Source organism: Streptomyces sp. MZ04 (assembly GCF_004684775.1).
Classification (GTDB): domain Bacteria; phylum Actinomycetota; class Actinomycetes; order Streptomycetales; family Streptomycetaceae; genus Streptomyces.
The window spans coordinates 1-20,181 of sequence record NZ_SRIC01000146.1; the positions used below are offsets into that span (position 1 = coordinate 1).

Sequence of the window (20,181 nt, forward strand, 5' to 3'; positions counted from 1 at the left end):
GGAGGAGGGAGAGGAGGAGCGGAGGGGGAGCGGGGGAAACGAGGAGGTCGATCATGCGGACCACTCCGGCCCTGAGAACCACTCCGGCCGCTCTGGGAACCCTTGCCGCCGCGCTCCTGACGGCGGGCGCGCTGTCCCTCGCGGGTGCGTCTCCGGCATCCGCCGCCGGGCCGCCCGCCCACAACCACGACGTGATCTGGGGGACGATCGTCTCGCCCGGCGACCTGAAGGTGCGCGACGCGCCGTCCACCGGCGCCAGGATCGTCGACCGTCTTTCGTCGGGCAGCCAGGACCGGGTCGAGTGCCAGACACGGGGTACGAGCGTCTTCGGCAATCCGCACTGGTACTGGCTCGGCGGGGCGCAGGGCTGGGCGAGTGCGGCGTACATCGACGTGGGCGGGCGGCATGTGCCGAGCTGTGCGGTGCCGCCACAGGATCCGTGCCCGCAGGCCAAGCCGTGCTGTGACCCGTGTCCGGCCGGCTGCAACCGCTACCACTGATGCCGCCGAGTTGCCTCTCGGCGGGTGTGGGTGTGCCCTGGTACTGGGACGAAAGAGTCTGGATCTGGAGGACCCGTCATGGCACATGCGGCACCGACCTCACCCACCTCACCCACCTCACCCACCTCACCCACTTCATCCGCACCGCGTCTGCTGGCCGGGTCCGGCACGACCTGGGCCGGGGGCTCGGCGGTGGTCATGGGCTTTCTGTACGGCATCGTGGTGGTCCAGCGGGACGCCGGTTCGGTCGCGGACGGCAACGCCTGGCTGGGCATCGTCACCGGTGTCGTCTTCGCCGCCCTCTTCATGGGCGTATACGCGATGGCGCCCCGCCTGCCGCGCGAACTGCGCGCGACGGCGTGGGCGACCTTCGCCGGCGTGACGTTCGGTTACCTGTACAGCCAGGGGACGCCGGGCCCGTCCGTCCTGCGCTCCACGATGATGGCGCTCGGCATCGCGGCGGCGGTGTTCGCGGCGATGTTCTACCGCTACTACACGCGCGAGACGGACTGAGCGGGGCCGGAGGTAAGAGCAAACCCTGCGGGGCTGGGAACGCCCCGCAGGGTTCCGCCCGACCGCCCCTACAGCACCCGACCGCCCCTACAGCACCGCCAGGTCCACCGCCCGAGCCATCGCCCGGTACCCCGCGTCATTCGGGTGCAGGTGGTCGCCGCTGTCGTACTCGGGGGCGATCCGCTCACCGTCCGCCGGATCGGCAAGCGCCTTGTCGAAGTCGACGTACGCGTCGTACTCCCCCGAACTCCGCACCCAGGCGTTGAACTCCTCACTCACCGCGGCCGCCCGCTCCCCATAGTGATCGGATCCCCCCAGCGGCAGCAGTGTCGCCCCCACCGCCTTGACCCCCTTCGCGTGCGCCGCGCGGATCAGCTCCCGGTGGCCCGCGATCAGCTCGGCCGCGCTGACCTTCGGCGCGGGCTTGTACGTAGGTGTGTCGCTCTCGCTGAAGCCGATGTCGTTGACGCCCGCCAGGACGATCACGGTGCCCACCCCCGGCAGGTCAAGGGCGTCCCGCCCGATGCGGGCGGTCCCCCGCTCGCCGTACCAGGCCGAGTCGTTGAGGACCAGATTGCCGCCGATGCCAGCGTTGAGGACGGGCCGCGGCGTGCCCTCATCGGCGAGGCGGTCGGCCAGCGCGTCGGACCAGCGCCGGTTGCGGTCGGTGGAGGAGGCGAAGCCGTCGGTGATGGAGTCGCCGAACAGGACGATGCCGTCCCCGCGCCGACGGGGCTTGTCGCTGCCCACATCCACCCCGGACAGGAAGTACCAGGACTCCGTCGACGCGTCGAACGCCGACGCCCCCGTGTCCCCGGTGTGCTCACCCTCCGCCCGGTAACTCGTCGCGAACGACTGCGCGTGGAAGGTGGCCGGACCTGTCGTCCGGGCCAGGTGGAGCGTGACGGTCACCGAGTCGAAGGGCTTCAGGCCCAACCCGGCCTTGTCGCTGGAGAGTTGGCTGTGCGCCGGGATCGACACCGACCGCCTCCCCTCGAAGGTGAGGCGCCGCACCGTGCCCGCCTCGACCGCGGCCCCCTTCTTCGTACGGGCGATGGTCGCGCCCGCGATGTGCAGCGGGGACGTGCCGTACGTGTTGGAGAGCCGGATGCGCGCTCTGTCGCCGCCCTCGGTGACGCGGACGACCTGCCGCAGGGTCTGGCCGGAGAAGCCGTCCTCCGACCAGTTCGGCTTGAAGCCGGTGCTCGCGCGCTGCGGGGACGCGGCCCACGCGGCGGTCCAGGCGGCCTCCTTGCGGGGTTCTTGGCGGTCGGAGGCCTGCGCGCCGGTGACGGCGAGGCCCGCGGTGAGGGCGAGGGCGGCGGTGGCGGCGACGGCGGACGTACGGGTACGCGAAAGCATGGAAATCTCCGGGGAGTTGAGGAAGAACGAAGGACAATCGATGTCCGAGGACCGGACTCCTCAAAGATCCGCCCACCGCACCCCCCGATCAACGGCGATCCATGAAACGATTACCTCGGTCAGGCTTATCGATGCAGGTCAGAAGCAATTCAGGCAGCGGTTCAGAAGTGATTCACCTGGGGGGAACGTGGAGCGGCAGGAGCTCGAAACCTTTCTCACGCTCGCCGAAGAGCTGCACTTCGGCCGCACCGCCGAGCGCCTCCTCCTCTCCCAGGCCCGCGTCAGCCAGACCGTGAAGCGCATCGAGCGCAAGATCGGCGCCCCGCTCTTCGAGCGCACCAGCCGCAGGGTGCGGATGTCTCCCCTCGGCCGTCAGCTGTACGACGATCTCGCGCCGCTGCACAACGAGATGGAGGCCGCGCTCGCCCGCGCCAAGGGCGTCGCGCGCGGCGTCGACGGCGAGCTGACCATCGGCTTCCTCGGCTCCGGCGCGGGCACGCTGACGAGCGCGATCCTGGAGACGTTCCGCGAGCGCCGCCCGCGCTGCGAGGTGCGCATGCGGGAGAGCCAGTTCGAGGACCCGCTGGGCCCGCTGCGTACCGGCGCGGTCGACGTCCTGTTCACCTGCCTGCCCGTGGAGGAGCCGGACCTGACCGTCGGCCCCGTCGTCATCAACGAACCCCGCGCGCTGGCCCTGCCGCTCGGCCACCGCCTCGCCGGGCGGACGAGCGTCTCCCTGGAGGAGCTCGCGGACGAGACCTTCTTCGGCGTGGTCAACGGCGCCCCCGCCTACTGGTGGGACTTCCACGTCCCGCCGCGCACGCCCAGCGGCCGCCCGATCCGCCGAGGCCGCTCCGTCGCGGGCTTCCAGGAGATGCTGACGCTGGTCGCCACGGGGCAGGGGATCTCGCCGGTGGTGGCGTCCGTGGAGAAGTACTACGCGCGGCCGGACATCACCTTCGTACCGCTGAACGACGTCCCCTCGGCGGACGTCGCACTGATCTGGCGCACAGCGGCACCAGGCTCCAATCCGCACATAGACACGTTCATCGAGGCAGTCAGCGACACGGTCACGGCGAACGGCGGCCCGGCCCCGTTTTAGCCGTAATCGCACCGAAGATTCCCTATGTGAACGCGGGCTCGAGCGCGTCAGGGAGTGACCACACCAAAGGACGTGTCCGGCTTCGTCACATAGGAGAAGAGGCGGGCCAACAGCTCCGGGTCGCCCTCCGTCATGACCCTGTCCAGCCCCTTCCCCGCGAGTACGTCCAGGAGTTGGAACTTGGTGAGAGTGAGCGTCAATCCGGCGGACGCGTGCGGGAACTCGCCGAACGGGGTGTCGCGGTGGGTGAGCGCGCCATTGTGCAGGGTCAGCCGGTGGCGGTGCTGTTCGTCGGTGAGGACGAGGTCGATCGTGAAGCTGTCGTCCCAGGCGCGCGGCCCGTCGATGGTGACCGCGATCGAGTCGATGAGCTGCTCGGTGGTGAGCGCCATCGCCATCTCGGGGTTGGTCATGTCGATCTGGGCGGACCCGGCGCCCTGGCGCAGTTCGAGGGCGGACGTCAGATAGAAGTTGCGCCAGGGACCGTTCTCGGCACCGCGCCCGAGCCGGTCGTAGACGCCCGCCAGGGTCTCGCGCGCGGCCGTGTTCCCGGCGTCGGCGAAGACGATGTGATTGAGCAGCGTGGCCGCGAACCGCAGATCACCGGCATCGACGTACGCCCGCGCCTTGGCGAGCGCCTCCTCCGCCCCGCCCGCCAACTCCACATACCGCCCGGCCAGTTCGGCCGGCGGGTGCTCCCAGAGGTGGGCGACGTTGCCGTCGAACCACCCCAGATAGCGCTGGTAGATCGCCTTCACGTTGTGGCTGACCGAGCCGTAGTAGCCGCGCGCGTGCCAGGCCCGCTCCAGGGCGGGCGGCAGCCGCATCTCCTCGGCGATCTCGGGACCCGTGAGGCCCTGGTTGATCATCCGCAGCGTCTGGTCGTGCAGGTAGGCGTACAGGTCGCGCTGCTCGGCGATGAACCGCACCACGTTCTGCCGGCCCCACGTCGGCCAGTGGTGCGAGGCGAAGGCGACGTCGTACGTCTCGTCGAAGAACCCGATGGCCTCGTCGAGATAGCGGGACCAGACGCGGGCGTCGCGCACGACCGCGCCGCGCAGGGTCAGGATGTTGTGCATGTTGTGCGTGGCGTTCTCGGCCAGGCACAGGGCGCGCTTGTCGGGGAAGGAGAAGTTCATCTCGGCCGGGGCCTCGGTGCCCGGCGTGAGCTGGAAGACGATGCGTACGCCGTCGACCACCTCCTCCTGCCCGGTGCGGGTGACGTCCACGGTGGGCGGTACGAGGGTGACGGTGCCGGTCGACATCGTCATGCCGAGGCCCGCGCTGATCTGCCCGTCGGGCGACTTCGGGAGCCGGTCGCCGTACATGAAGCTCGCGCGCCGCGTCATGGCCGGGCCCGCGTAGACGTTCTCGCTGACCGCGTGCTCCAGGAAGCCGCGGGGCGCCAGGATCGGTACGCCGTCGCCGCTGCCGCGCGGCAGGACGCCGCGCGAGCCGCCGAAGTGGTCGGCGTGCGAGTGCGTGTAGATGAGGCCGGTCACCCGACGGTCCCCACGGTGCTCGCGGTAGAGCGCGAGGGCGGCGGCCGCGCACTCGGCGGAGATCAGCGGGTCGATGACGATGACGCCGCGATCGCCCTCGACGAGGGTCATGTTCGACAGGTCGAGCCCGCGCACCTGATAGATGCCCTCGGTGACCTCGTACAGACCCTGCCGGGCGCAGAGCTGGGCCTGCCGCCACAGGCTGGGATGGGCGGTGTCGGGGCAGCGGCCCCGGAGGAACCGGTACGCGTCGTTGTCCCAGACGACCCGCCCGTCGTCGGCCCTGACCACGGCCGGTACGAGCGCGCCGAGGAAACCTCGGTCGGCGCTCTCGAAGTCGGTGGTGTCGTCGAAGGGGAGGTCGCTCGCGGGGTCGCCGGCGCCGGCGCTCATGGTGCGGAGTCGCCCGGGTTGCCCCAAGTGCCCCTGCCCTCAGACGGCTTCGGGTCGGCTGCTGCCGTGTCGTCGCGATCCGATCGATCCGATCGATCCGATCGATCCGTGCACAGCGCCCAGATGACGAAGAGGCCGATCGCAATCGAGATCAGCGCCCACAAGGGCTGGTACGGCAGCCACATGAACTGCACGAGCACGGAGACCGTGGCCAGCGCGACACCGCACGCCTTGCCCCAGGAGGTGCCCTTCAGGATCCCGTAACCGACGAGGACCACCAGGATGCCGAGGACGATGTGGATCCAGCCCCACGTGGTGAGGTTGAACTTGTAGACGTAGTCCCCGATGCGCTCGTACACGTCGTCCTTCGCGACGGCGGCGATGCCTACGAGGATGCCGAGGATGCCGTTCACGAGCATCAGGACACCGGCGAACATGGTGCCGCCGGATGCCCAGGCGTTCTCGGCGGCACCTTGGCGGGGCGCGCCGCCTCCGGATGGGGGATTGCTGGACGCGCTGCTCATGGCCGCCCCTCTTTCTGTCTGTATATCTGTATAGGTGTGTCCGAGCCTGGGCCGGTCGCGCCGGGACCGCGACCGGACCGGGCCCGTTCGAGTGACGGTCACGCTCACGATGACTGGCCCTTGGCGTCGCACTCGAACCAGGCGGTCTTGCCGCTGCCGTCCGCGTCCGCGAGGTAGCCGGAACGGTCGGTGACCGCCGCGACGATGAGCAATCCCCGCCCGGATTCGGCCAGTTCCCCGCCGTCGCCCTGCGTGGGCAGGCGCGGACACCGGTCGGACACCTCGACGCGGAGGCCCTGCGGGCGGCGCAGGATGAGGAGTTCGCAGTGGCGGTCGGGCACATGCCGTACGACGTTGGCGACGAGCTCGGTCAGTGCCAGCTCGGCGGCGTCCCTGATCTCTGTCATGCCCCAACTCCCCAGATAGGCCCGGAGGATGAACCGCAGATGCCGTGCGGAGTGCTCACCGAGAGTGAGGCTCATGCGGTACGTGCCGCGAATGGGCAGGGGTGGAGGGGGAGTTACGTGGTTCATGTCGCCAGCGTGGAGTTGCCCGATTACGCTGGGCTACGACATGAACCGCACGCCGCAGGGCGTTGGTTTTGGGGGTGCCCCTCGTATGGTCAACATCCGCGATCTGGACCCCAGCGCGTCCCCGCTGGACTACTACGGCTCGGAACTACGCCGCCTGCGCGAGGCCGCGGGCCTTAAGCAGGGCCAGTTGGGGAGCTGCATCTTCTGTACGGCGTCCTTGATCGGCCAGATCGAGACGGCGAAGAAGGTGCCGACGAGGGATTTCTCTGAGCGGGCGGATGCGGCGCTGGGGACGGATGGGGTGTTTTCGCGGTTGGTGGGGCTGGTGTTGAAGAGCCAGTTGCCGACTTGGTTCCAGGCGTACGCGGAGATGGAGGCGCGGGCTACGTATATCTCCACGTATCAGGCCCAGTTGGTGTACGGGCTTCTTCAGACCGAGGAGTACGCGCGAGCTGTGCTGGCTACTGGCATGCCGCGCAGGCTCGACGAGCTGGTCGCCGCGAGGATAGAGCGCCAGCGGATTCTGGAACGTGCACGACCACCGCTGGCGTTGGTGATTCTCGACGAGGCTGTGCTGCACCGCCCGATCGGTGGTTGGAAAGTCATGCGAAACCAACTGGGCCACCTGTTGGACTTCGCAGACCGACGCTGGGTGAGCATTCAGGTGCTGCCCTACTCCGCCGGTGAACACGCCAGCCTGGTCGGCTCGTTCAACTTGCTTCGGTTCGATGATGACCCCGAACTCGTCTACACGGAAGACATGATCTCTGGTCACATGACAGCCAACCCGGAAACTGTCCGCGAAGCCGCCCGACGTTACGCTAACTTGCAGGCCGCCGCCCTCTCGGCGGAGGACTCTGCGGGGCTGATCAACCGCGTGATGGAGGAACGTTATGGGGACCAGTCAGGACCTGACCAACGCGCGGTGGCGTAAGTCGACGTATAGCGGCAATACGGGCGGCGACTGCATCGAAATCGCGCCCCGTGAGGGAACGGTTGCCGTCCGCGACAGCAAGAACCCTGAAGGCCCCGCCTTCACCATCGCGGAAGGCACCTTCGCCAGCTTCGTGGAGGCGGCGGCCACGGGAGCTCTGGGCTAACGCCAAGCAAAACCCAGGCCCGGCAAAGGCATCAGGACGCCTCGGCCACGACCCGGGTAATCTCCGACGCCATCCTGCGGATGCCGGGTGAACGTGTCGGACAGGGGCGGGACTTGGCCGTCGTCGGTGCCAGGCAGAAGTGCAAGTAGTCGTCGCCCCGGTGCAGGGCCGTGCGGCCGGACTCCGTGCAGTACGCAGGATGCTCCCGCTCGTACGCCGTACACGGCAGCTTCTCCGCCCAGGCGTAACGGTCCGACGCCGGGGCGACCGTGCCGCCCGCGTCGGCGACGCGACCGCCCGAGGCCTTGGACCGCGCCTCGTAGATACCGTTCACGCGCCGCACGCGCTCCGGCGTGATCGGGTCGGGGCCCTGCAGCACCCACACCACTCGGGGCCCGTCCGCCCCCGCCGCCGCGTCGATCTGAGAGACCAGCGCCTTCGCGTCAGCGGCGTACCGGTCGAAGTACTTCTCGCGTTGTTTGTCGTACGTGATGCCGTCCATGCACGGCGTATAGCCCCACGCATTGCCCCAGAACTGGAGCACCACGACATCCGGCCGCTCCGCCCGCACAAGGGCGGCCGCCTTGTGCTTGTCCGGGACGAGGGAGTCCTTGCCCGTGCCGTCCAGGTAGTCGCAGAGGGTGGTGCCGGAGTAGGGCGCGCTGCGATAGCGGGCGCCCAGTTGGTCACGTAGGAGGCTTCCTAGGACGTTCTGGTTCTCCATGGCCAGGGAGTCCCCGAGGTACAGCACCTTCGGGGCTTTCGGAGCGGCCGGCTTCTTCGTTCCGGGCGTCCGGGACGGCGTCCGGGGCTGCTCAGCGGCACGCTGCCGGGTCGTCGACGAAGGGGCCTTGGGTACGGCATCGGCCGAGGAGTCCTCGGGGCCGGGGTCACCGCACGCCCCGAGGAGGAGCACGCCGGCAAGGACCCCACCGATCCACCGCTTGCGCATACGTCAACTCCTGCCCCAGCGACCGAAAGGGTCCCCCAGGCAAGCACAGTCACGGGCGCGTGAGAAGACACCCGGCAGCGTCCGCAGGATCCGCATTACCCCGGACGTAATCGACCCCCGCCCGGCGGCCCGGCAAGCTCAACTCATCGCCACACCACGCCGGTTGGCTACTCACTCGCAGGAGGCTGATTTCCATGACCGCACACGACACCGCCGCGTACGAGACCGCCGTCGCCCGCTACTTCGAGGCCTGGAACGCCGAGAGCGCCGAGGACATCGCCAAGGCCGTGGCCGCCGCCTGGACCGAGGACGGGAGTTACACCGACCCGCTGGCCGACGTCTCCGGGCACGCGGCCGTTGCTGCCGTCATCGCCGGGGCTCATGAGCAGTTCCCTGGCTTCGAGTTCCGGCAGACGGGTGCCGTCGACGGCCATCACCACATCGCGCGCTTCGGGTGGGAGCTGGTGTCGGTGGCGGACGGGTCCGCCCCTGTCGCCGGGTTCGACGTCATCGCGCTCGCCGACGACGGCCGCATCCGCACCGTGCATGGGTTCCTGGACCGTCTGCCCACGGCCTGAACCGGACCGCCCGCCCGTCCCTGGGATCCGGCTCGCGCCGGACGAGGCCGTGCTGGGCGGTGCGGTCCACCAGACCGGTGAGGCTGGACTTGGCGAGCCCGAGCATCGTGCCGAGCTCGCTCATCCCGAGCGGCTGCCTCAGAATACGGCAGGGCGGGAGGGTGAGATTCGTACTGCGAACTAGCGTGCCACGTACTGCGTGAGGATCGCCTGCACCTCGTAGATGTCGACGCCCTTCGTGAACGTCTTCTGGATCGGCTCGTGCGTCCCGGAGATCCAGATCTTCAGCTCGGCGTCGAGGTCGAAGTGCCCGGCCGTCTCCACGGCGAAGTGCGTGATGCTGCGGTACGGCACGGAGTGGTACTCGATCTTCTTGCCGGTTATCCCCTGCTTGTCGACGAGGACGAGCCGCCGGTCGGTGAAGAGCATGGTGTCGCGGATCAGCAGGTACGCGGCCTGCACCTGCTCGCCGTGCCCGAGCAACCGCGCGTAGTCCTGCTGCGCCTTGCCCGGATTGATGGTGTGCGCGTTCCCGAACAGTGCCATGAAGTTCCCCCATGTGGTTGGCCCCGCCGGATCAGGTTCAGCGGGATCATCCGACTGTAACTGGGCATCGTCCGCCAGAAGGCGGGCCCCGGAGAGGAGATCCTCGTGGACGTCCTCGACCTGGACGCCGTCACGAGGGTCCGCGCCCACGGCTCGCAGGGGGAGAGGGAGGCGTGAACCCCTGTCACGTCCCCGGTGTCACGTCCTTGCTCAGAAGTCGTACGGCTTGGTGGTGTTCCAGTTGGTGACCTCGGCGGTGTCCCAGGTGAACTCGGAGGGCGCGCCCTTCCCGTCGAAGGCCTCGCTGCTGTAGCCCGGACCGGTGTCGCCGGTCTGGTCGCGCAGGGCGAGGGACAGCGACGAGGAGGTGTTGGTCTTGTCGCCGTCGGTGAAGAGGGCGACGGCGGAGTACACCTTGCCGCCGGGCTTGATCGTGATCTTGGTGCCGCCGCCGGGGGCGTCCTTCGACGTGTGGGGCAGGACGTTCGTCGTGTCGCCGAGCATGACGGAGGGGTACGAGGTGACCCAGCAGGGCTTGGTGTCGGCGTTCACCGCGGCGATGAGGAGGTGCTCGCCCTGTTCGGCGGGGAAGCGGTGCAGGACGGAGTACGACATCTCGTCGCCCTTGCAGGGCTGGGCGTTGGTGTTGTTGCTCGTGTCGGCTCCCGAGCCCTGGGCGGAGTCGGCCTGCACGGTGCCACCGGAGGGCTTGGACGTCTCGTCCGTCCCGGACTCCTCGGAGCCCTTCGACGCGTCGACGGTGGCGTCGACGCTCTTGCCGGTGCCACGGTCGGCCTTGGCGCCGCTGTCACTGTCACTGTCACTGTCGCCGCTGCCGCAGGCGGTGAGGGACAGGGCGAGGGCGGCGGTGGCTGCGGCGAGGACGGTGGCGCGGATTCGGTTGGTACGCATGCTGAGGTTCCCCCGTGCGGTCGTGGTCTGGATCTCCGCGGTGTTCCCGCGGTGGAACCACTGTGGCCTCGCCCGCTGCCGTTCCACTCACGCCGGACTGACGTCCCACTAACGTTCCGCTGCGGGTCGCGGCGATCCAACGGGTCCTCGCCCTCATCGGTGGTGCGTGAACTACCTTTGGCCCATGTCCAAGGCCGAGGAGTGGCCCGCCCGCAGTCTGCTGGGGATGCTGTCACCGGCGGCGCGGCAGGAACTGCTCGGCCTGGGTACCGAAGTCCGGTTCGAAGCGGGGGACGTCCTGCTGCGCGAGGGCATGGACGACCGGCACGTACTGCTGTTGTTGTCAGGCTTCGTCAAAGTCACCGCAAGCGTCGAGAACGGTGAGACCTCGCTCCTCGCCGTCAGGGCCGCCGGAGACACGGTCGGCGAGATGGCGGCCATGAGCGGCGGCCCCCGCTCGGCCACCGTCACCGCCTGCGGTCCGGTGACCGCCCGGGTGTTCCAGACCGGCGCATTCCGGGAGCTGCAGCTGCGCCGCCCCGAAGTTTCCCTCACGCTGACCGGCATCGTCGCCGACCGGCTGCGCTGGGCGAACCGGCGGCGCCTCGACTTCCGCGGCTATCCGGCAAAGGTGCGCCTTGCCCGGCTGCTGGTGGAGTTCGCCGCGTCCTACGGAACCTCCCGCAGCGGGGGAGTCGTCATCGGCTGCCGGCTGACGCAGCCGGAGCTGGCCACGCTGGTCGGCGCCGCCGAGACGACCATCCACAAGGTGCTGCGCGAACTGCGCGACGAGGGTCTGTTGGAGACCGGCTACCGGTCCACCGTCATTCGGGACCTGCCGAGTCTGCGGCAACTCGGGGATCTGTCGGGTGAATTGCCGTAGCCCGGCCACCGCCGGTGTCACAGCAGCGCCGGCTGCAATGTCACGCTCAGGCCCGCGCTCACGCCCATGACTGCCGTGCACACCACGGCCGCCGTCAGCCAGCGGTACTTGCGTACGGCGACATGGGCGAGAAACCGCACGGTGTGCGACAACTCCCGGCGATCCGCGGCCTCGTCAGGGCGCGCGCCCTCGGCGGTGGGCAGGATGTCGGGGCCCGAGGCCAGATGCACGAAGCTGTAGCGGTTGGCGTCCGTGCCCCGGAGAAGCCGCGGGCTCAACGCCGCCGCCAGGCTCACCGCGCCGCCGATCAGGCCGCAGACGAAGAGCACGAGAAGCGTCCCCGCCACCGCCGCGGCCACACCGCCCTGTTCCCAGATCCGCACCGCTCGGCCGCTCCACGATCCCGCCGTGACGGCAAGACCCGCCTGCGCCGCCGACAGGATCCCGGCCTTGGCGTCCGCGTGCTGATGGGTCGTCTGCAGTGCGGTGAACATGTACTGGGCGGGGCGGTTGCCGGTGATGACCTGCCCGGTCGGTGCCATGGACGTTCCTCCGGTCGGTGAAGGTGTGCTCCATCCAGTAGGACGCGAACTCCCTTACAGAACCAGTCACTTCTGTGGTTTCCGCAATCCGTATTTCCACAGGGTTCACTGCGGGGCGCGGGTGTACGAATGTGTGTAACCCGAGAGGTGTCATGGCAAGGAACGGTCAGGATGGGCGGGGCGGCATGGGAGAGTTCGGGCGCAGACTGCTGCTGGCGGTCGACGCGGAGGGTTACGGCCGCGCCGATGTGCTGACGCAGCGCGAGTTCCAGGAGGCCATCGCGCGGCTGTCGGGCGAGGCGGCCGACGCCGCGGGGCTCGACCGTGCGCGCTGGATGACGCAGGAGGGCGGGGACTCGCTGTTCGCGGTCCTGCCCGCGGACGCGGACGCCGCCGAGCCCGTCCTGGTCGACGCGTTCATGCGCGGCCTGGACGCCGGGCTGCGGGCCTTCAACCACAACCGTGTGCGGGAGGCATGGCTCCGGCTGCGGGCGGCCGTGCACTTCGGACCGGCCTCGCTGGGCGCCAACGGATTCGTCGGCTCGGCTCCGGTGGAGATCGGACGCATCCTCGACTCCCGGGCCCTGCGCTCCGCCCTGGCGGAGGCTTCGGACGCCTGCCTGGCCGTCGGGCTCTCGGCGGTCGTCTTCGACGACGTCGTACGGGGAGAGGCGTACACCAGCCTGCGCGAGGACGAGTTCCGGCAGGTGCGGGTGGAGGAGAAGGAGTACCGGGGGGAGGCCTGGATCTGGGTTCCGGGTGGCGGGGGTGTCTTACGGCAGGCGACCGCGCCGGCCGCCGAAACCGCTGATCCCGACGTCCGCGTCAAGCTCATCGCCGACCAAGTAGCGGGCTACGCCGCCGGTGTCCGCACCGACCAGGCCGGCGGCAGCATCGAAAGCACCGCCGAGATCGGCCGCGTAGAGGCCGGTGGAACCGTCGTCGGCGTGGACATCCGCACCTCCGGAGGCGAGAAGTGACCGCCGACCGGGCAGCCCGGACGGGCGGCCGCGCCTTCGATGACGTGGTCCGGGCCCGCACGGAGGCGGACTTCGTCGAGCGCCGGTGGCTGTACGACGAGATCGAGCGGGCCCTGGAGTCGGAACGGGGCCAGTACGTCCTGGTGACGGGTGAGCCGGGAGCGGGCAAGACCAGCCTCCTCGCCGGTATGGCGCGGGCCCGCCCCGACCGGCTGCGCTACTTCTTCCGCCGGGACAGCCGCACCGCGCTCACCGGCGGGGACGTGCAGTCCTTCCTGCTGTCCATCGGGCATCAGCTCGCCCGCGTGCATCCGAAGCTCTTCGAGCCGGAGCGCCTCGCGGTGGTGGTCCAGCAGCACATCGACTCCGTCGAGGCCGACGGCCGCGTGGTCGGGATCAGGATCGAGGACCTGAAGGTGTCCCCGTTCCACCGCACCGCCACCCTGGAGGTGGAACAGCGGATCGGAGACGTCGCCGGCACGGCCGTCGGCGTCGAGATCGGCACGGCTCATCTGGAGCCCCGGCTCCTCGACCCCGACAACCTCGCGCACCTCGCACTGATCGGGCCCGCACAGGTCCTCGCCGAGCTGGACCCCGACGCCAGGATCGTCATCCTGCTCGACGCGCTCGACGAGATCGCCGACGACGACACGACAGAGCCCCGGAAGGGGCTGCTGCGCTGGCTGGCCCGTTCTCCCGAACTGCCCGCCAACGTACGAGTCGTCATGACGTCGCGGCCGCACTCCGGGCTCCGCCTTTTCCGCTCGGCCCGCGAGGAGCGGCTCACGGAAGTCGTCATCGACGCCGGATCGCCCCAGGTCGTGGGGGACCTCCATGCGTACGCGGACCGCGTTCTGGAGACGGACGCCGTCCTTGCCGCTGAGCGGACCAGAGGCAACCTCCCCGGCAGTACGAAGCGGTACGCCGTGCGCAGGGCCGCCGGGAATTTCCTGTATCTGGCCACGTACGCACGGGCGTTGAACGACGCCGCCGCCGGGCGGGAAGAGGAGTTGGTCGACCGGCTGCTTGTCTTCAACGGCGTACCGGGTCGGCTGACCGGCCTCTACGGTTTCTTCGTGGAGCTGGTCCGCGAGGAGCTCACGCCCCGGCCGAGAGGGAGAGCGGGCGAGCCGGCCGGTTGGGAAGGCGTCGGGCTGCCGATCATCGGTGTGCTGACCGTGGCGCGCGAGGCGCTGACTGAGGGGCAGCTCGCCGCCCTGTCCGGTACGCCCGTACGGGAGGCGCCCGCCCAGCAGGTCCTCGGAAGTCTGCGCTGGCTGCTCGACCGCCGAAGCGACCGGATCGCCTTCTTCCACACCTCGATCAGTGAATTCCTCGTAGGACAGGAAGCCCGCGAGAAGCACCCGGAGTGCTGGGTCGACGAGACCCGGTGGCATGAACAGATCGCACGGCACTATCGCGGCACCGCGCCGAACTGGGCGGACGTGGAGTGGGGGCGGGTGGATCGCTATGGGCTCGCCCACCTCGTCGCCCACGTACTGAACGCGGGTCCGCGCGTCTCCGCCGAGGCCGTCGACCTCGTCTGCCCCGGTCTGCGGCGGGCCGTGCGGACCGAGTTCGGGGCTGAGGCCAGGTTTCTGGAGCTGGTGGACGGAATCGCCCACCACGTAGCGGACAGCGTGGACAACGCGGACAGCGGTTCCGTCGGCACCGGGTTGTCCGTCCTGACGTATCTCGGTGTCGTACGTCATCAGGCCGCGCAGTCCAGCAACGCGCTGCCGCCACGCGTGATCGGCCTGCTCGCGCGGACAGGACGCCTCAAGGAGGCGCTCGAGCACGCGGCCGGGATCGCGCCGTCGCTGTGGCAGTTCACGGCCTTCGCGGAGATCCTGCGGTACGCGCGTCCCGGACCCGACGACCCCTCGCCCGACGAACTGCTCGACCTGCTTGTCGAGTGCGCGCTGACGATCCCGCTGAGCGGCACCGGCGACCGCCGCGACTTCGACGCGCGGACCGGGATCGGGGTGGCCGCACGGCTGCTCGCGCCGCACGACCTCGAACGCGCCCTGCGGCTGTGGCGGTACGGACAGGAGATGTCGCCGTCGGCGTCCGGCAGCGCGCCGACGCCGGACGCCGTGTACCGCGCCGCCGCGTTCGCCGCCGCCGAGCAGGGCGCCGAGCAGGGCGCCGGGCAGGGCGCCGGGCAGGACATGGACAGGGCCCGCACTCTCATCGGCCGCATCGGCGGTGAGCGCTGGGCTGACTATCTGGACCTCGCTGAGCGCGCCGGCCACCCCGCGACGGCTCTCAAGCTGCTGCGCGCGGCCGAGGCGTCGTTGCAGGGCGTGGGCGCGGCGAACCGCGTCCTGGCCCTGGCGAGACTGGCCGCGGTGTGGTGGACCCACGATCAGGACACCGGCCGGTGGTTCCTGGCCGAGGTGCGCGCGCAGGTCTTCGAAGCCGGAGAGGAGGACTGGTATCGGTTCGCCGGTCAACTGGTCGAGGCCGCAGGGGTGTTGGGGGAGGTGGACCGGTCCACCGCACGCTTTCTGCTCGCGCGTCTGGACACGTTCGAGGTCAACGGCCATGTGAGCCGCGCCGTCCTCGACGGTGCCGGGCTGTGGACCCGTTGGGGGTACCCCGAGCGGGCGCACGCTCTCGTCGACCGGTACCGCGCGTGGGCCACCGGCGACTGGGTGCAGATCGACGTCATGAGAGCCCTCGGGCAGTCGGACCCTGCGGAGGAACTGCGGGTCGTCGAGCGCGTGCATGCCGCCATCCCGGCGCCGCCCGCCGACCCACGGGCGTACGGATGGCGCAGCCGCGAGCGCGACGACGACCTGGCCGGCGTGGCACGGCGCATGGCCGGGCACGATCTGGGCCGGGCGGCGCAGATGGCACGGGAGATGGCCCGGACCGCCTGGTACGACGACTGGCCATGGCGTGGCGACGCCATGGAAGAGACCGCGAGCCCGGAGCAGCGGGAGGTCTTCGGACGCGACCGGTACTCGGTCCTCGCGGGCATCGCCCACCTCCACGTCGCCCGTGGCGAGACCGGCCTGGCCGCCGCGCTCCTGGAGGAGATGCTGCGCAGCGGGGAGCGGCCCGTACCGCTCGGCGGGGGCGGCGGTGACGGTGCGACCTTCGTGAGTACATCGCCCGAGTCGCTCGAGCCGGCTCCCCGGCACGACCTGGAGCGGGTGAACATCCACGGCTTCACGGCCCTGTTCAACCTGAGCCATGACTGGGCCGCTCGCGCGCGAGCGCACTTCTACCGCGATCCGGCCGACGTCGTACGCGCCGTCGAGATCGGCTCGTACAGCAGCACGGCCAGAGCGGTACGCCGCCTCGCGGTGCGGCTCGCACAGCGGGACCTCTCCCGGGCGGGCGCCCTCGTCCACGCGATCGCCGACCCCGGAGAGCGGGCCATCGGCTTCGCCGACCTGCACCGGGCCGCGCACGGTCCCGGCAGCGCGTCCCACCACGGGCCCGAGGCGGAGGCGTTCTCCAAGGAGATCGATCGCGCGCTCAGCGAACTGCCGCGCTACCGGTGGACCGTTCCCGGCGGGGAGGACGCGGACAAGAAGGCATGGGCGTACGCGCGTCCCGACCACCGTGTCCGCTTCGAGCTCGCGGTGCGCGCCCTGGGATGCCGGGAGTCGGACATGCTGGCCGTCGAGGAGCTGTCGTACCTGTCCATCGCCCATCAGCACTCCCTGCGCGCGTGGGCCTCCGAGGTGTATGCCGTCGACGTGATCGACGGGCGGCGCCCTCATCAGATCTTCGGCGATTTCCATCTCCAGAACCTCAGACCCGCGCGAGAACTGAACCAGACCGACGAGATGGCCAAGAGCGCGGCGGCCGCGGCCGCGCACCACGAGCACCGGGTGGCCCGCGAGGTGCCGGGGCACGGCTTCCGCCCGGCGACCGTGCGCATCGACGATCCGATCTACGCCGCCGCGATCGACCTCGTGACGCCCGCTCCCGGAGCGCCCCTCAGCCCGGCGTTCGCACGGCGGCTGCGGGGGATGCTGGACTCCGGGCCGCTGCCCGCGGCGGCCGAACTGCTCGCGTTCGGTGCGGAAGCCAGGCCGGAGAACCGGCAGGAACTGGGTGAGCTGGCCGCCGAGGTCGTCGCGAAGGCCGGGGACGGTTCCGCGATCGGCCTGGACGCGCTCGCCGCCCTGGTGGCCTCGCCCGTCATCGGTGAACTGGTCGATCCCGTCGGCCTGTTGCGTGAGGCCGAACGCTGCGAGTTCGCCTGGCCGGGCGAGACATGGATCCCCCGCGATGCCACCGCCCGTCTGTTCCCCGCCCTGCTTGAGCGCGCCCCGGCGGTCGCGCTGCGCAAGTTCTACGAAGTCACCTCGACGAACTGGTCCTTCGCCATGGCGCTGCTCGAACATGTGCCGGACGCCCTGCTCGACGCATGGGGCGCCGACGCGGGCGCGACCCTCGGCGCGGCCATCGCCCGCGGGCTCGCCTGCACCTCGCCCCAGGGCACGGCACCCGAAGTCGTGGACGGTGTACGGCTCGCGCGACTCGCCGCCACCGGCCTCGCGGACGGGAGGCGGACGTCATGAAGGATCTCGTCGACCTGCCGCAGCCCGTCGACGTGCCGCACCCCGTCGACCCCGCGGTGCGGCAGGCGCATACGGACGTCATCGGCCTGTTCCGCGAGAGCCGGGCCGACGGTCCCGCCGAACTGGAAGCCGTGTGCCGCGCGGCCCGGGACCGGCTAGCGGCGCTCCCGCCCCTCGACGCGCAGGATCCGCGCACCTGGAGCTCGTACGCACTGCTCACGAAGGACGTACAGACACTCATCGGCTACCTGCGCGAGGCCGGCGTCCCGAGCAGCGAGCCCGACCACTTCCGCGCGTTGCTGATCCGGGTCCTCTGCTACCTCTACGAAGCCGACGGCGCGGCGCCCGGCGTCCTCCTGGCGGAGCTCGTCCACCGCGACTGGGAAGCACGCATCGGAGAGTCGCACCACGACACACTCAGGGCCTTGGAACGACTGGCCGCGTGCCTGTTCGCGAGGGGCGACGCGGAGAAGGCCCGGCCCCTCTTCGAGAGGGTGCTGCTCCTGCGGTCGAGGGCCTTCGGCGACGACGATCCCACCACCCTCCTGGCGGCCTGCAACCTGGGCGCGTGCATGACCCAACTGGGCGACGACCGTGCGGCGTTCCGGCTGAACGACGACACCGTACGCAGATGTGAGCGACGCCTCGGCAAGGACGACGAGACGACGATCCTGGCCGGCGGCAACCTCGCGAGCAGCCTGTCCCGGCTCGGGCAACTCCGGAAGGCGCTGGCCCGCTACCGCGACATCCACCAGCGGCGCCGACGGACATCGGGCGAGAACTCCCTGCTGACGCTGGGCGCCGAGGCCAACGTCGCCAACACCCTCGACAGACTCGGCGACCACGACGCGGCACGCGCCATCAACGCGGCCCTGCTGCCGAAATTCGAGAGCGCGGCCGGAAAGGACCACTCGGCCACCAAGCGCACGCGCGGCCGTCTGGAGGCGAACCTGAGGGCGCTGGGGCGGGACGAGGAGGCCGACGAGGTCAACGGGGGTATCCCGAACTTCTGACCCCTCCGGTGCTCGCCCGCCCGCCCACACCGCCGCCCGTCAGGCGGGAAGCCGCTCGAGCAGCGCAGGGAAGTCCGTGCCGGGCGGCAGCGTTCCGAAGGCGAGGCCCTGGTCACCGGCGAGGCGTGAGGCGCAGAACGCGTCCGCGACGGCGGCCGGTGCGTGGCGTACGAGGAGTGAGCCCTGGAGGACCAGCGCGGCCCGCTCGATGACGCGGCGGGCGCGCAGAGGGGCGTCCTCGGTCAGGACCAGCTGGTCGCTGAGCTCGCGCCAAGCGGTGTCCAGTCGGCGATCAGCCCCGGCGGCGGCCTCGATCTCCGTACGGAAGGCCTCGAGGGACTCGGGTTCGCGCGCCAACGCCCGCAGCATGTCGAGGGCGTTGACGTTGCCCGAGCCCTCCCAGATGCCGTTGAGCGGGGCCTCGCGGTAGAGGCGCGGCATGCCTGATGCCTCGTCATATCCATTGCCGCCGAGGCATTCCAGGGTTTCGGCGACGAAGGCGGGCTGCCGCTTGCACACCCAGTACTTGGAGACGGCGGTGGCAAGGCGCAGGAACGCGCGCTCTCCGGTGTCCCCGCGCTGGGCCCGGTCGGCGGCACCGGCGAGGCGCAGGCCGAGCGTGGTGGCGGCTTCCGACTCCAGGCCGAGGTCGGCGAGCACATTGCGCATCAGCGGCTGGTCGATGAGCTTGGCGCCGAACACCGAGCGGTGCCGGGTGTGGTGGGCGGCCTGCGCCAGGGCCTCGCGGATGTGTCCCGCGGAGCCGAGCACGCAGTCCAGGCGCGTCATCGTCACCATGTCGATGATGGTGCGTACGCCCTTGCCCTCGTCGCCGACGAGCCACGCCACCGTGTCGTCGAACTCGGGTTCGCTGGAGGCGTTGGAGCGGTTGCCGAGCTTGTCCTTGAGCCGCTGGATGCGAAAGGTGTTGCGGCTGCCGTCGGGCAGGACGCGCGGGACCAGGAAGCAGGAAAGCCCGCCGGGTGCCTGCGCGAGGACGAGGAACAGGTCGTTCATCGGCGCGCTGGTGAACCACTTGTGTCCGCGCAACCGCCAGGTGCCGTCGGCCTGTTCGACGGCGGCTGTGGTGTTGGCGCGGACGTCGGTGCCGCCCTGCTTCTCCGTCATGCCCATCCCGGCGAGCAGCCCGCGCTTGTCGGCGGGGGTGCGCAGACCGGGGTCGTAGACCTTGCTGGTGAGCAGGGGCTCGTACGTCTTCGCGAGGTCGGGAGCGCGCCGCAGAGCGGGGACGACGGCGTACGTCATGGAGACCGGGCACATGTGGCCCTGCTCCATCATGGTCGCCACCATGAAGGTCGCGGCGCGTGCCACATGCGCGCCGGGACGCTCGTCGGCCCAGGCGGCACCGGCGGCGCCCGCGCCGACCGTGGCCTCCATCAGCGAGTGGTACGCGGGATGGAAGTCGACCTCGTCCATCCGGTTGCCGTAACGGTCATGCGTACGCAGCTCGGGCTCGTGGCGGTTGGCCTGGTCCGCCCAGGTGCGCGCCTCCTCGCTCCCGACGAGGCGCCCGAAGCGGTGCAGCTCGTCGAGGTGCCACTCGGCGCCTTCCCTGCGGACGCCCTCGAGAAGCACCGGGTCGTCGGCGGCGTCGTGACCGGTCAACGGGGGTGCCTGGTTGGTGACTTCGTGGGTCACGGCGGTGGGGTGACTGGTCGCGGGCATGGGAACTCCTCCAGGG

General features: G+C 70.3%; 19 protein-coding genes and 1 pseudogene. 10 read left to right on the plus strand and 10 right to left on the minus strand.

Annotated features, from left to right (window positions below):
• The first annotated feature begins 53 nt into the window (after positions 1-53).
• Together E2651_RS26260 and E2651_RS26265 are read left to right on the plus strand one after the other, a co-directional pair.
• Complete coding sequence (locus E2651_RS26260) at positions 54-500, plus strand: SH3 domain-containing protein (RefSeq protein WP_135333693.1); 447 nt, start codon at positions 54-56, stop codon at positions 498-500.
• A gap of 78 nt (positions 501-578) precedes the next feature.
• On the plus strand, positions 579-1,013 hold the full coding sequence (locus tag E2651_RS26265; protein WP_135333694.1) for a hypothetical protein: 435 nt from the start codon (positions 579-581) through the stop codon (positions 1,011-1,013).
• Positions 1,014-1,100: 87 nt separating this feature from the next.
• On the opposite strand, the gene E2651_RS26270 is transcribed toward E2651_RS26265, so the two are convergent.
• Positions 1,101-2,375 (minus strand): SGNH/GDSL hydrolase family protein, encoded by a 1,275-nt coding sequence (locus tag E2651_RS26270; protein WP_135333695.1) that lies wholly within the window; start codon positions 2,373-2,375, stop codon positions 1,101-1,103.
• 187 nt (positions 2,376-2,562) lie between these two features.
• Here E2651_RS26270 and E2651_RS26275 point away from each other — a divergent pair, with 187 nt between their 5' ends.
• The gene (locus E2651_RS26275; RefSeq protein ID WP_209446242.1) at positions 2,563-3,477 is read left to right on the plus strand and encodes a LysR family transcriptional regulator; all 915 of its coding nucleotides are present in this window, start codon (positions 2,563-2,565) and stop codon (positions 3,475-3,477) included.
• Between the two features lie 47 nt (positions 3,478-3,524).
• Here E2651_RS26275 and E2651_RS26280 read toward each other — a convergent pair whose 3' ends face one another.
• The 3 genes from E2651_RS26280 to E2651_RS26290 all read right to left on the minus strand — a co-directional run bounded on the left by E2651_RS26280 (position 3,525) and on the right by E2651_RS26290 (position 6,303).
• Positions 3,525-5,372 carry an alkyl sulfatase dimerization domain-containing protein gene (locus E2651_RS26280; RefSeq protein ID WP_135333697.1) on the minus strand — a complete coding sequence of 616 codons (1,848 nt, stop codon included), beginning with the start codon at positions 5,370-5,372 and terminating at the stop codon, positions 3,525-3,527.
• Positions 5,369-5,896, minus strand: a complete 528-nt coding sequence (locus E2651_RS26285; protein WP_245239228.1) for a hypothetical protein — start codon at positions 5,894-5,896, stop codon at positions 5,369-5,371. The genes E2651_RS26280 and E2651_RS26285 overlap by 4 nt, the downstream gene beginning before the upstream one ends.
• 104 nt (positions 5,897-6,000) lie before the next feature.
• On the minus strand, positions 6,001-6,303 hold the full coding sequence (locus E2651_RS26290; protein WP_348541670.1) for an ATP-binding protein: 303 nt from the start codon (positions 6,301-6,303) through the stop codon (positions 6,001-6,003).
• Positions 6,304-6,514: 211 nt separating this feature from the next.
• Between E2651_RS26290 and E2651_RS26295 the strand changes: the two genes are divergently transcribed.
• Both E2651_RS26295 and E2651_RS26300 read left to right on the plus strand, forming a co-directional pair.
• Positions 6,515-7,363 carry a helix-turn-helix transcriptional regulator gene (locus E2651_RS26295; protein WP_135333709.1) on the plus strand — a complete coding sequence of 283 codons (849 nt, stop codon included), beginning with the start codon at positions 6,515-6,517 and terminating at the stop codon, positions 7,361-7,363.
• On the plus strand, positions 7,323-7,529 hold the full coding sequence (locus E2651_RS26300) for a DUF397 domain-containing protein (RefSeq protein WP_135333699.1): 207 nt from the start codon (positions 7,323-7,325) through the stop codon (positions 7,527-7,529). Before E2651_RS26295 ends, E2651_RS26300 begins: the two co-directional genes overlap by 41 nt.
• Before the next feature lie 31 nt (positions 7,530-7,560).
• Here the strand turns inward: E2651_RS26300 and E2651_RS26305 are convergent, their stop codons facing one another.
• Complete coding sequence (locus E2651_RS26305; protein ID WP_135333700.1) at positions 7,561-8,481, minus strand: SGNH/GDSL hydrolase family protein; 921 nt, start codon at positions 8,479-8,481, stop codon at positions 7,561-7,563.
• Between the two features lie 194 nt (positions 8,482-8,675).
• Between E2651_RS26305 and E2651_RS26310 the strand changes: the two genes are divergently transcribed.
• On the plus strand, positions 8,676-9,059 hold the full coding sequence (locus E2651_RS26310; RefSeq protein WP_135333701.1) for a nuclear transport factor 2 family protein: 384 nt from the start codon (positions 8,676-8,678) through the stop codon (positions 9,057-9,059).
• 1 nt (position 9,060) lies between these two features.
• Here E2651_RS26310 and E2651_RS45485 read toward each other — a convergent pair.
• From E2651_RS45485 to E2651_RS26330, 3 genes and pseudogenes are all read right to left on the minus strand, one after another.
• A pseudogene (locus tag E2651_RS45485) lies at positions 9,061-9,210 on the minus strand (MarR family transcriptional regulator); the annotation flags it as partial.
• A gap of 29 nt (positions 9,211-9,239) precedes the next feature.
• Complete coding sequence (locus tag E2651_RS26320; RefSeq protein ID WP_135333703.1) at positions 9,240-9,605, minus strand: PH domain-containing protein; 366 nt, start codon at positions 9,603-9,605, stop codon at positions 9,240-9,242.
• A gap of 210 nt (positions 9,606-9,815) precedes the next feature.
• Positions 9,816-10,517, minus strand: coding sequence for a DUF4232 domain-containing protein (locus tag E2651_RS26330; protein ID WP_135333704.1), 702 nt, complete (start codon positions 10,515-10,517; stop codon positions 9,816-9,818).
• Positions 10,518-10,701: 184 nt separating this feature from the next.
• Here E2651_RS26330 and E2651_RS26335 point away from each other — a divergent pair, with 184 nt between their 5' ends.
• Positions 10,702-11,400 carry a Crp/Fnr family transcriptional regulator gene (locus E2651_RS26335; RefSeq protein WP_135333705.1) on the plus strand — a complete coding sequence of 233 codons (699 nt, stop codon included), beginning with the start codon at positions 10,702-10,704 and terminating at the stop codon, positions 11,398-11,400.
• Positions 11,401-11,417: 17 nt separating this feature from the next.
• On the opposite strand, the gene E2651_RS26340 is transcribed toward E2651_RS26335, so the two are convergent.
• Positions 11,418-11,942, minus strand: coding sequence for a Pycsar system effector family protein (locus E2651_RS26340; RefSeq protein WP_135333706.1), 525 nt, complete (start codon positions 11,940-11,942; stop codon positions 11,418-11,420).
• 185 nt (positions 11,943-12,127) lie between these two features.
• On the opposite strand from E2651_RS26340, the gene E2651_RS26345 reads away from it, so the two are divergent.
• From E2651_RS26345 to E2651_RS26350, 3 genes are read left to right on the plus strand one after another with little or no spacing between them, the layout of a single operon-like run.
• Positions 12,128-12,922: a hypothetical protein gene (locus tag E2651_RS26345; RefSeq protein WP_209446243.1), complete on the plus strand. Its 795-nt coding sequence runs from the start codon at positions 12,128-12,130 to the stop codon at positions 12,920-12,922.
• Positions 12,919-17,466, plus strand: a complete 4,548-nt coding sequence (locus E2651_RS44155; protein WP_167828896.1) for a hypothetical protein — start codon at positions 12,919-12,921, stop codon at positions 17,464-17,466. Before E2651_RS26345 ends, E2651_RS44155 begins: the two co-directional genes overlap by 4 nt.
• On the plus strand, positions 17,463-18,479 hold the full coding sequence (locus E2651_RS26350) for a tetratricopeptide repeat protein (RefSeq protein WP_167828897.1): 1,017 nt from the start codon (positions 17,463-17,465) through the stop codon (positions 18,477-18,479). The genes E2651_RS44155 and E2651_RS26350 overlap by 4 nt, the downstream gene beginning before the upstream one ends.
• Before the next feature lie 39 nt (positions 18,480-18,518).
• Here the strand turns inward: E2651_RS26350 and E2651_RS26355 are convergent, their stop codons facing one another.
• Positions 18,519-20,165, minus strand: a complete 1,647-nt coding sequence (locus E2651_RS26355) for an acyl-CoA dehydrogenase family protein (protein WP_135333708.1) — start codon at positions 20,163-20,165, stop codon at positions 18,519-18,521.
• Positions 20,166-20,181 lie beyond the last annotated feature (16 nt).

Excerpts from the sequence above, each read along its gene's own strand:
- E2651_RS26260 (WP_135333693.1), top strand. The coding sequence starts at position 54 with ATGCGGACCACTCCGGCCCTGAGAACCACTCCGGCCGCTCTGGGAACC.
- E2651_RS26265 (WP_135333694.1), top strand. The coding sequence starts at position 579 with ATGGCACATGCGGCACCGACCTCACCCACCTCACCCACCTCACCCACC.
- E2651_RS26270 (WP_135333695.1), bottom strand. The coding sequence starts at position 2,375 with ATGCTTTCGCGTACCCGTACGTCCGCCGTCGCCGCCACCGCCGCCCTC.
- E2651_RS26280 (WP_135333697.1), bottom strand. The coding sequence starts at position 5,372 with ATGAGCGCCGGCGCCGGCGACCCCGCGAGCGACCTCCCCTTCGACGAC.
- E2651_RS26285 (WP_245239228.1), bottom strand. The coding sequence starts at position 5,896 with ATGAGCAGCGCGTCCAGCAATCCCCCATCCGGAGGCGGCGCGCCCCGC.
- E2651_RS26290 (WP_348541670.1), bottom strand. The coding sequence starts at position 6,303 with ATGACAGAGATCAGGGACGCCGCCGAGCTGGCACTGACCGAGCTCGTC.
- E2651_RS26295 (WP_135333709.1), top strand. The coding sequence starts at position 6,515 with ATGGTCAACATCCGCGATCTGGACCCCAGCGCGTCCCCGCTGGACTAC.
- E2651_RS26300 (WP_135333699.1), top strand. The coding sequence starts at position 7,323 with ATGGGGACCAGTCAGGACCTGACCAACGCGCGGTGGCGTAAGTCGACG.
- E2651_RS26305 (WP_135333700.1), bottom strand. The coding sequence starts at position 8,481 with ATGCGCAAGCGGTGGATCGGTGGGGTCCTTGCCGGCGTGCTCCTCCTC.
- E2651_RS26310 (WP_135333701.1), top strand. The coding sequence starts at position 8,676 with ATGACCGCACACGACACCGCCGCGTACGAGACCGCCGTCGCCCGCTAC.
- E2651_RS26320 (WP_135333703.1), bottom strand. The coding sequence starts at position 9,605 with ATGGCACTGTTCGGGAACGCGCACACCATCAATCCGGGCAAGGCGCAG.
- E2651_RS26330 (WP_135333704.1), bottom strand. The coding sequence starts at position 10,517 with ATGCGTACCAACCGAATCCGCGCCACCGTCCTCGCCGCAGCCACCGCC.
- E2651_RS26335 (WP_135333705.1), top strand. The coding sequence starts at position 10,702 with ATGTCCAAGGCCGAGGAGTGGCCCGCCCGCAGTCTGCTGGGGATGCTG.
- E2651_RS26340 (WP_135333706.1), bottom strand. The coding sequence starts at position 11,942 with ATGGCACCGACCGGGCAGGTCATCACCGGCAACCGCCCCGCCCAGTAC.
- E2651_RS26345 (WP_209446243.1), top strand. The coding sequence starts at position 12,128 with ATGGGAGAGTTCGGGCGCAGACTGCTGCTGGCGGTCGACGCGGAGGGT.
- E2651_RS26350 (WP_167828897.1), top strand. The coding sequence starts at position 17,463 with ATGAAGGATCTCGTCGACCTGCCGCAGCCCGTCGACGTGCCGCACCCC.
- E2651_RS26355 (WP_135333708.1), bottom strand. The coding sequence starts at position 20,165 with ATGCCCGCGACCAGTCACCCCACCGCCGTGACCCACGAAGTCACCAAC.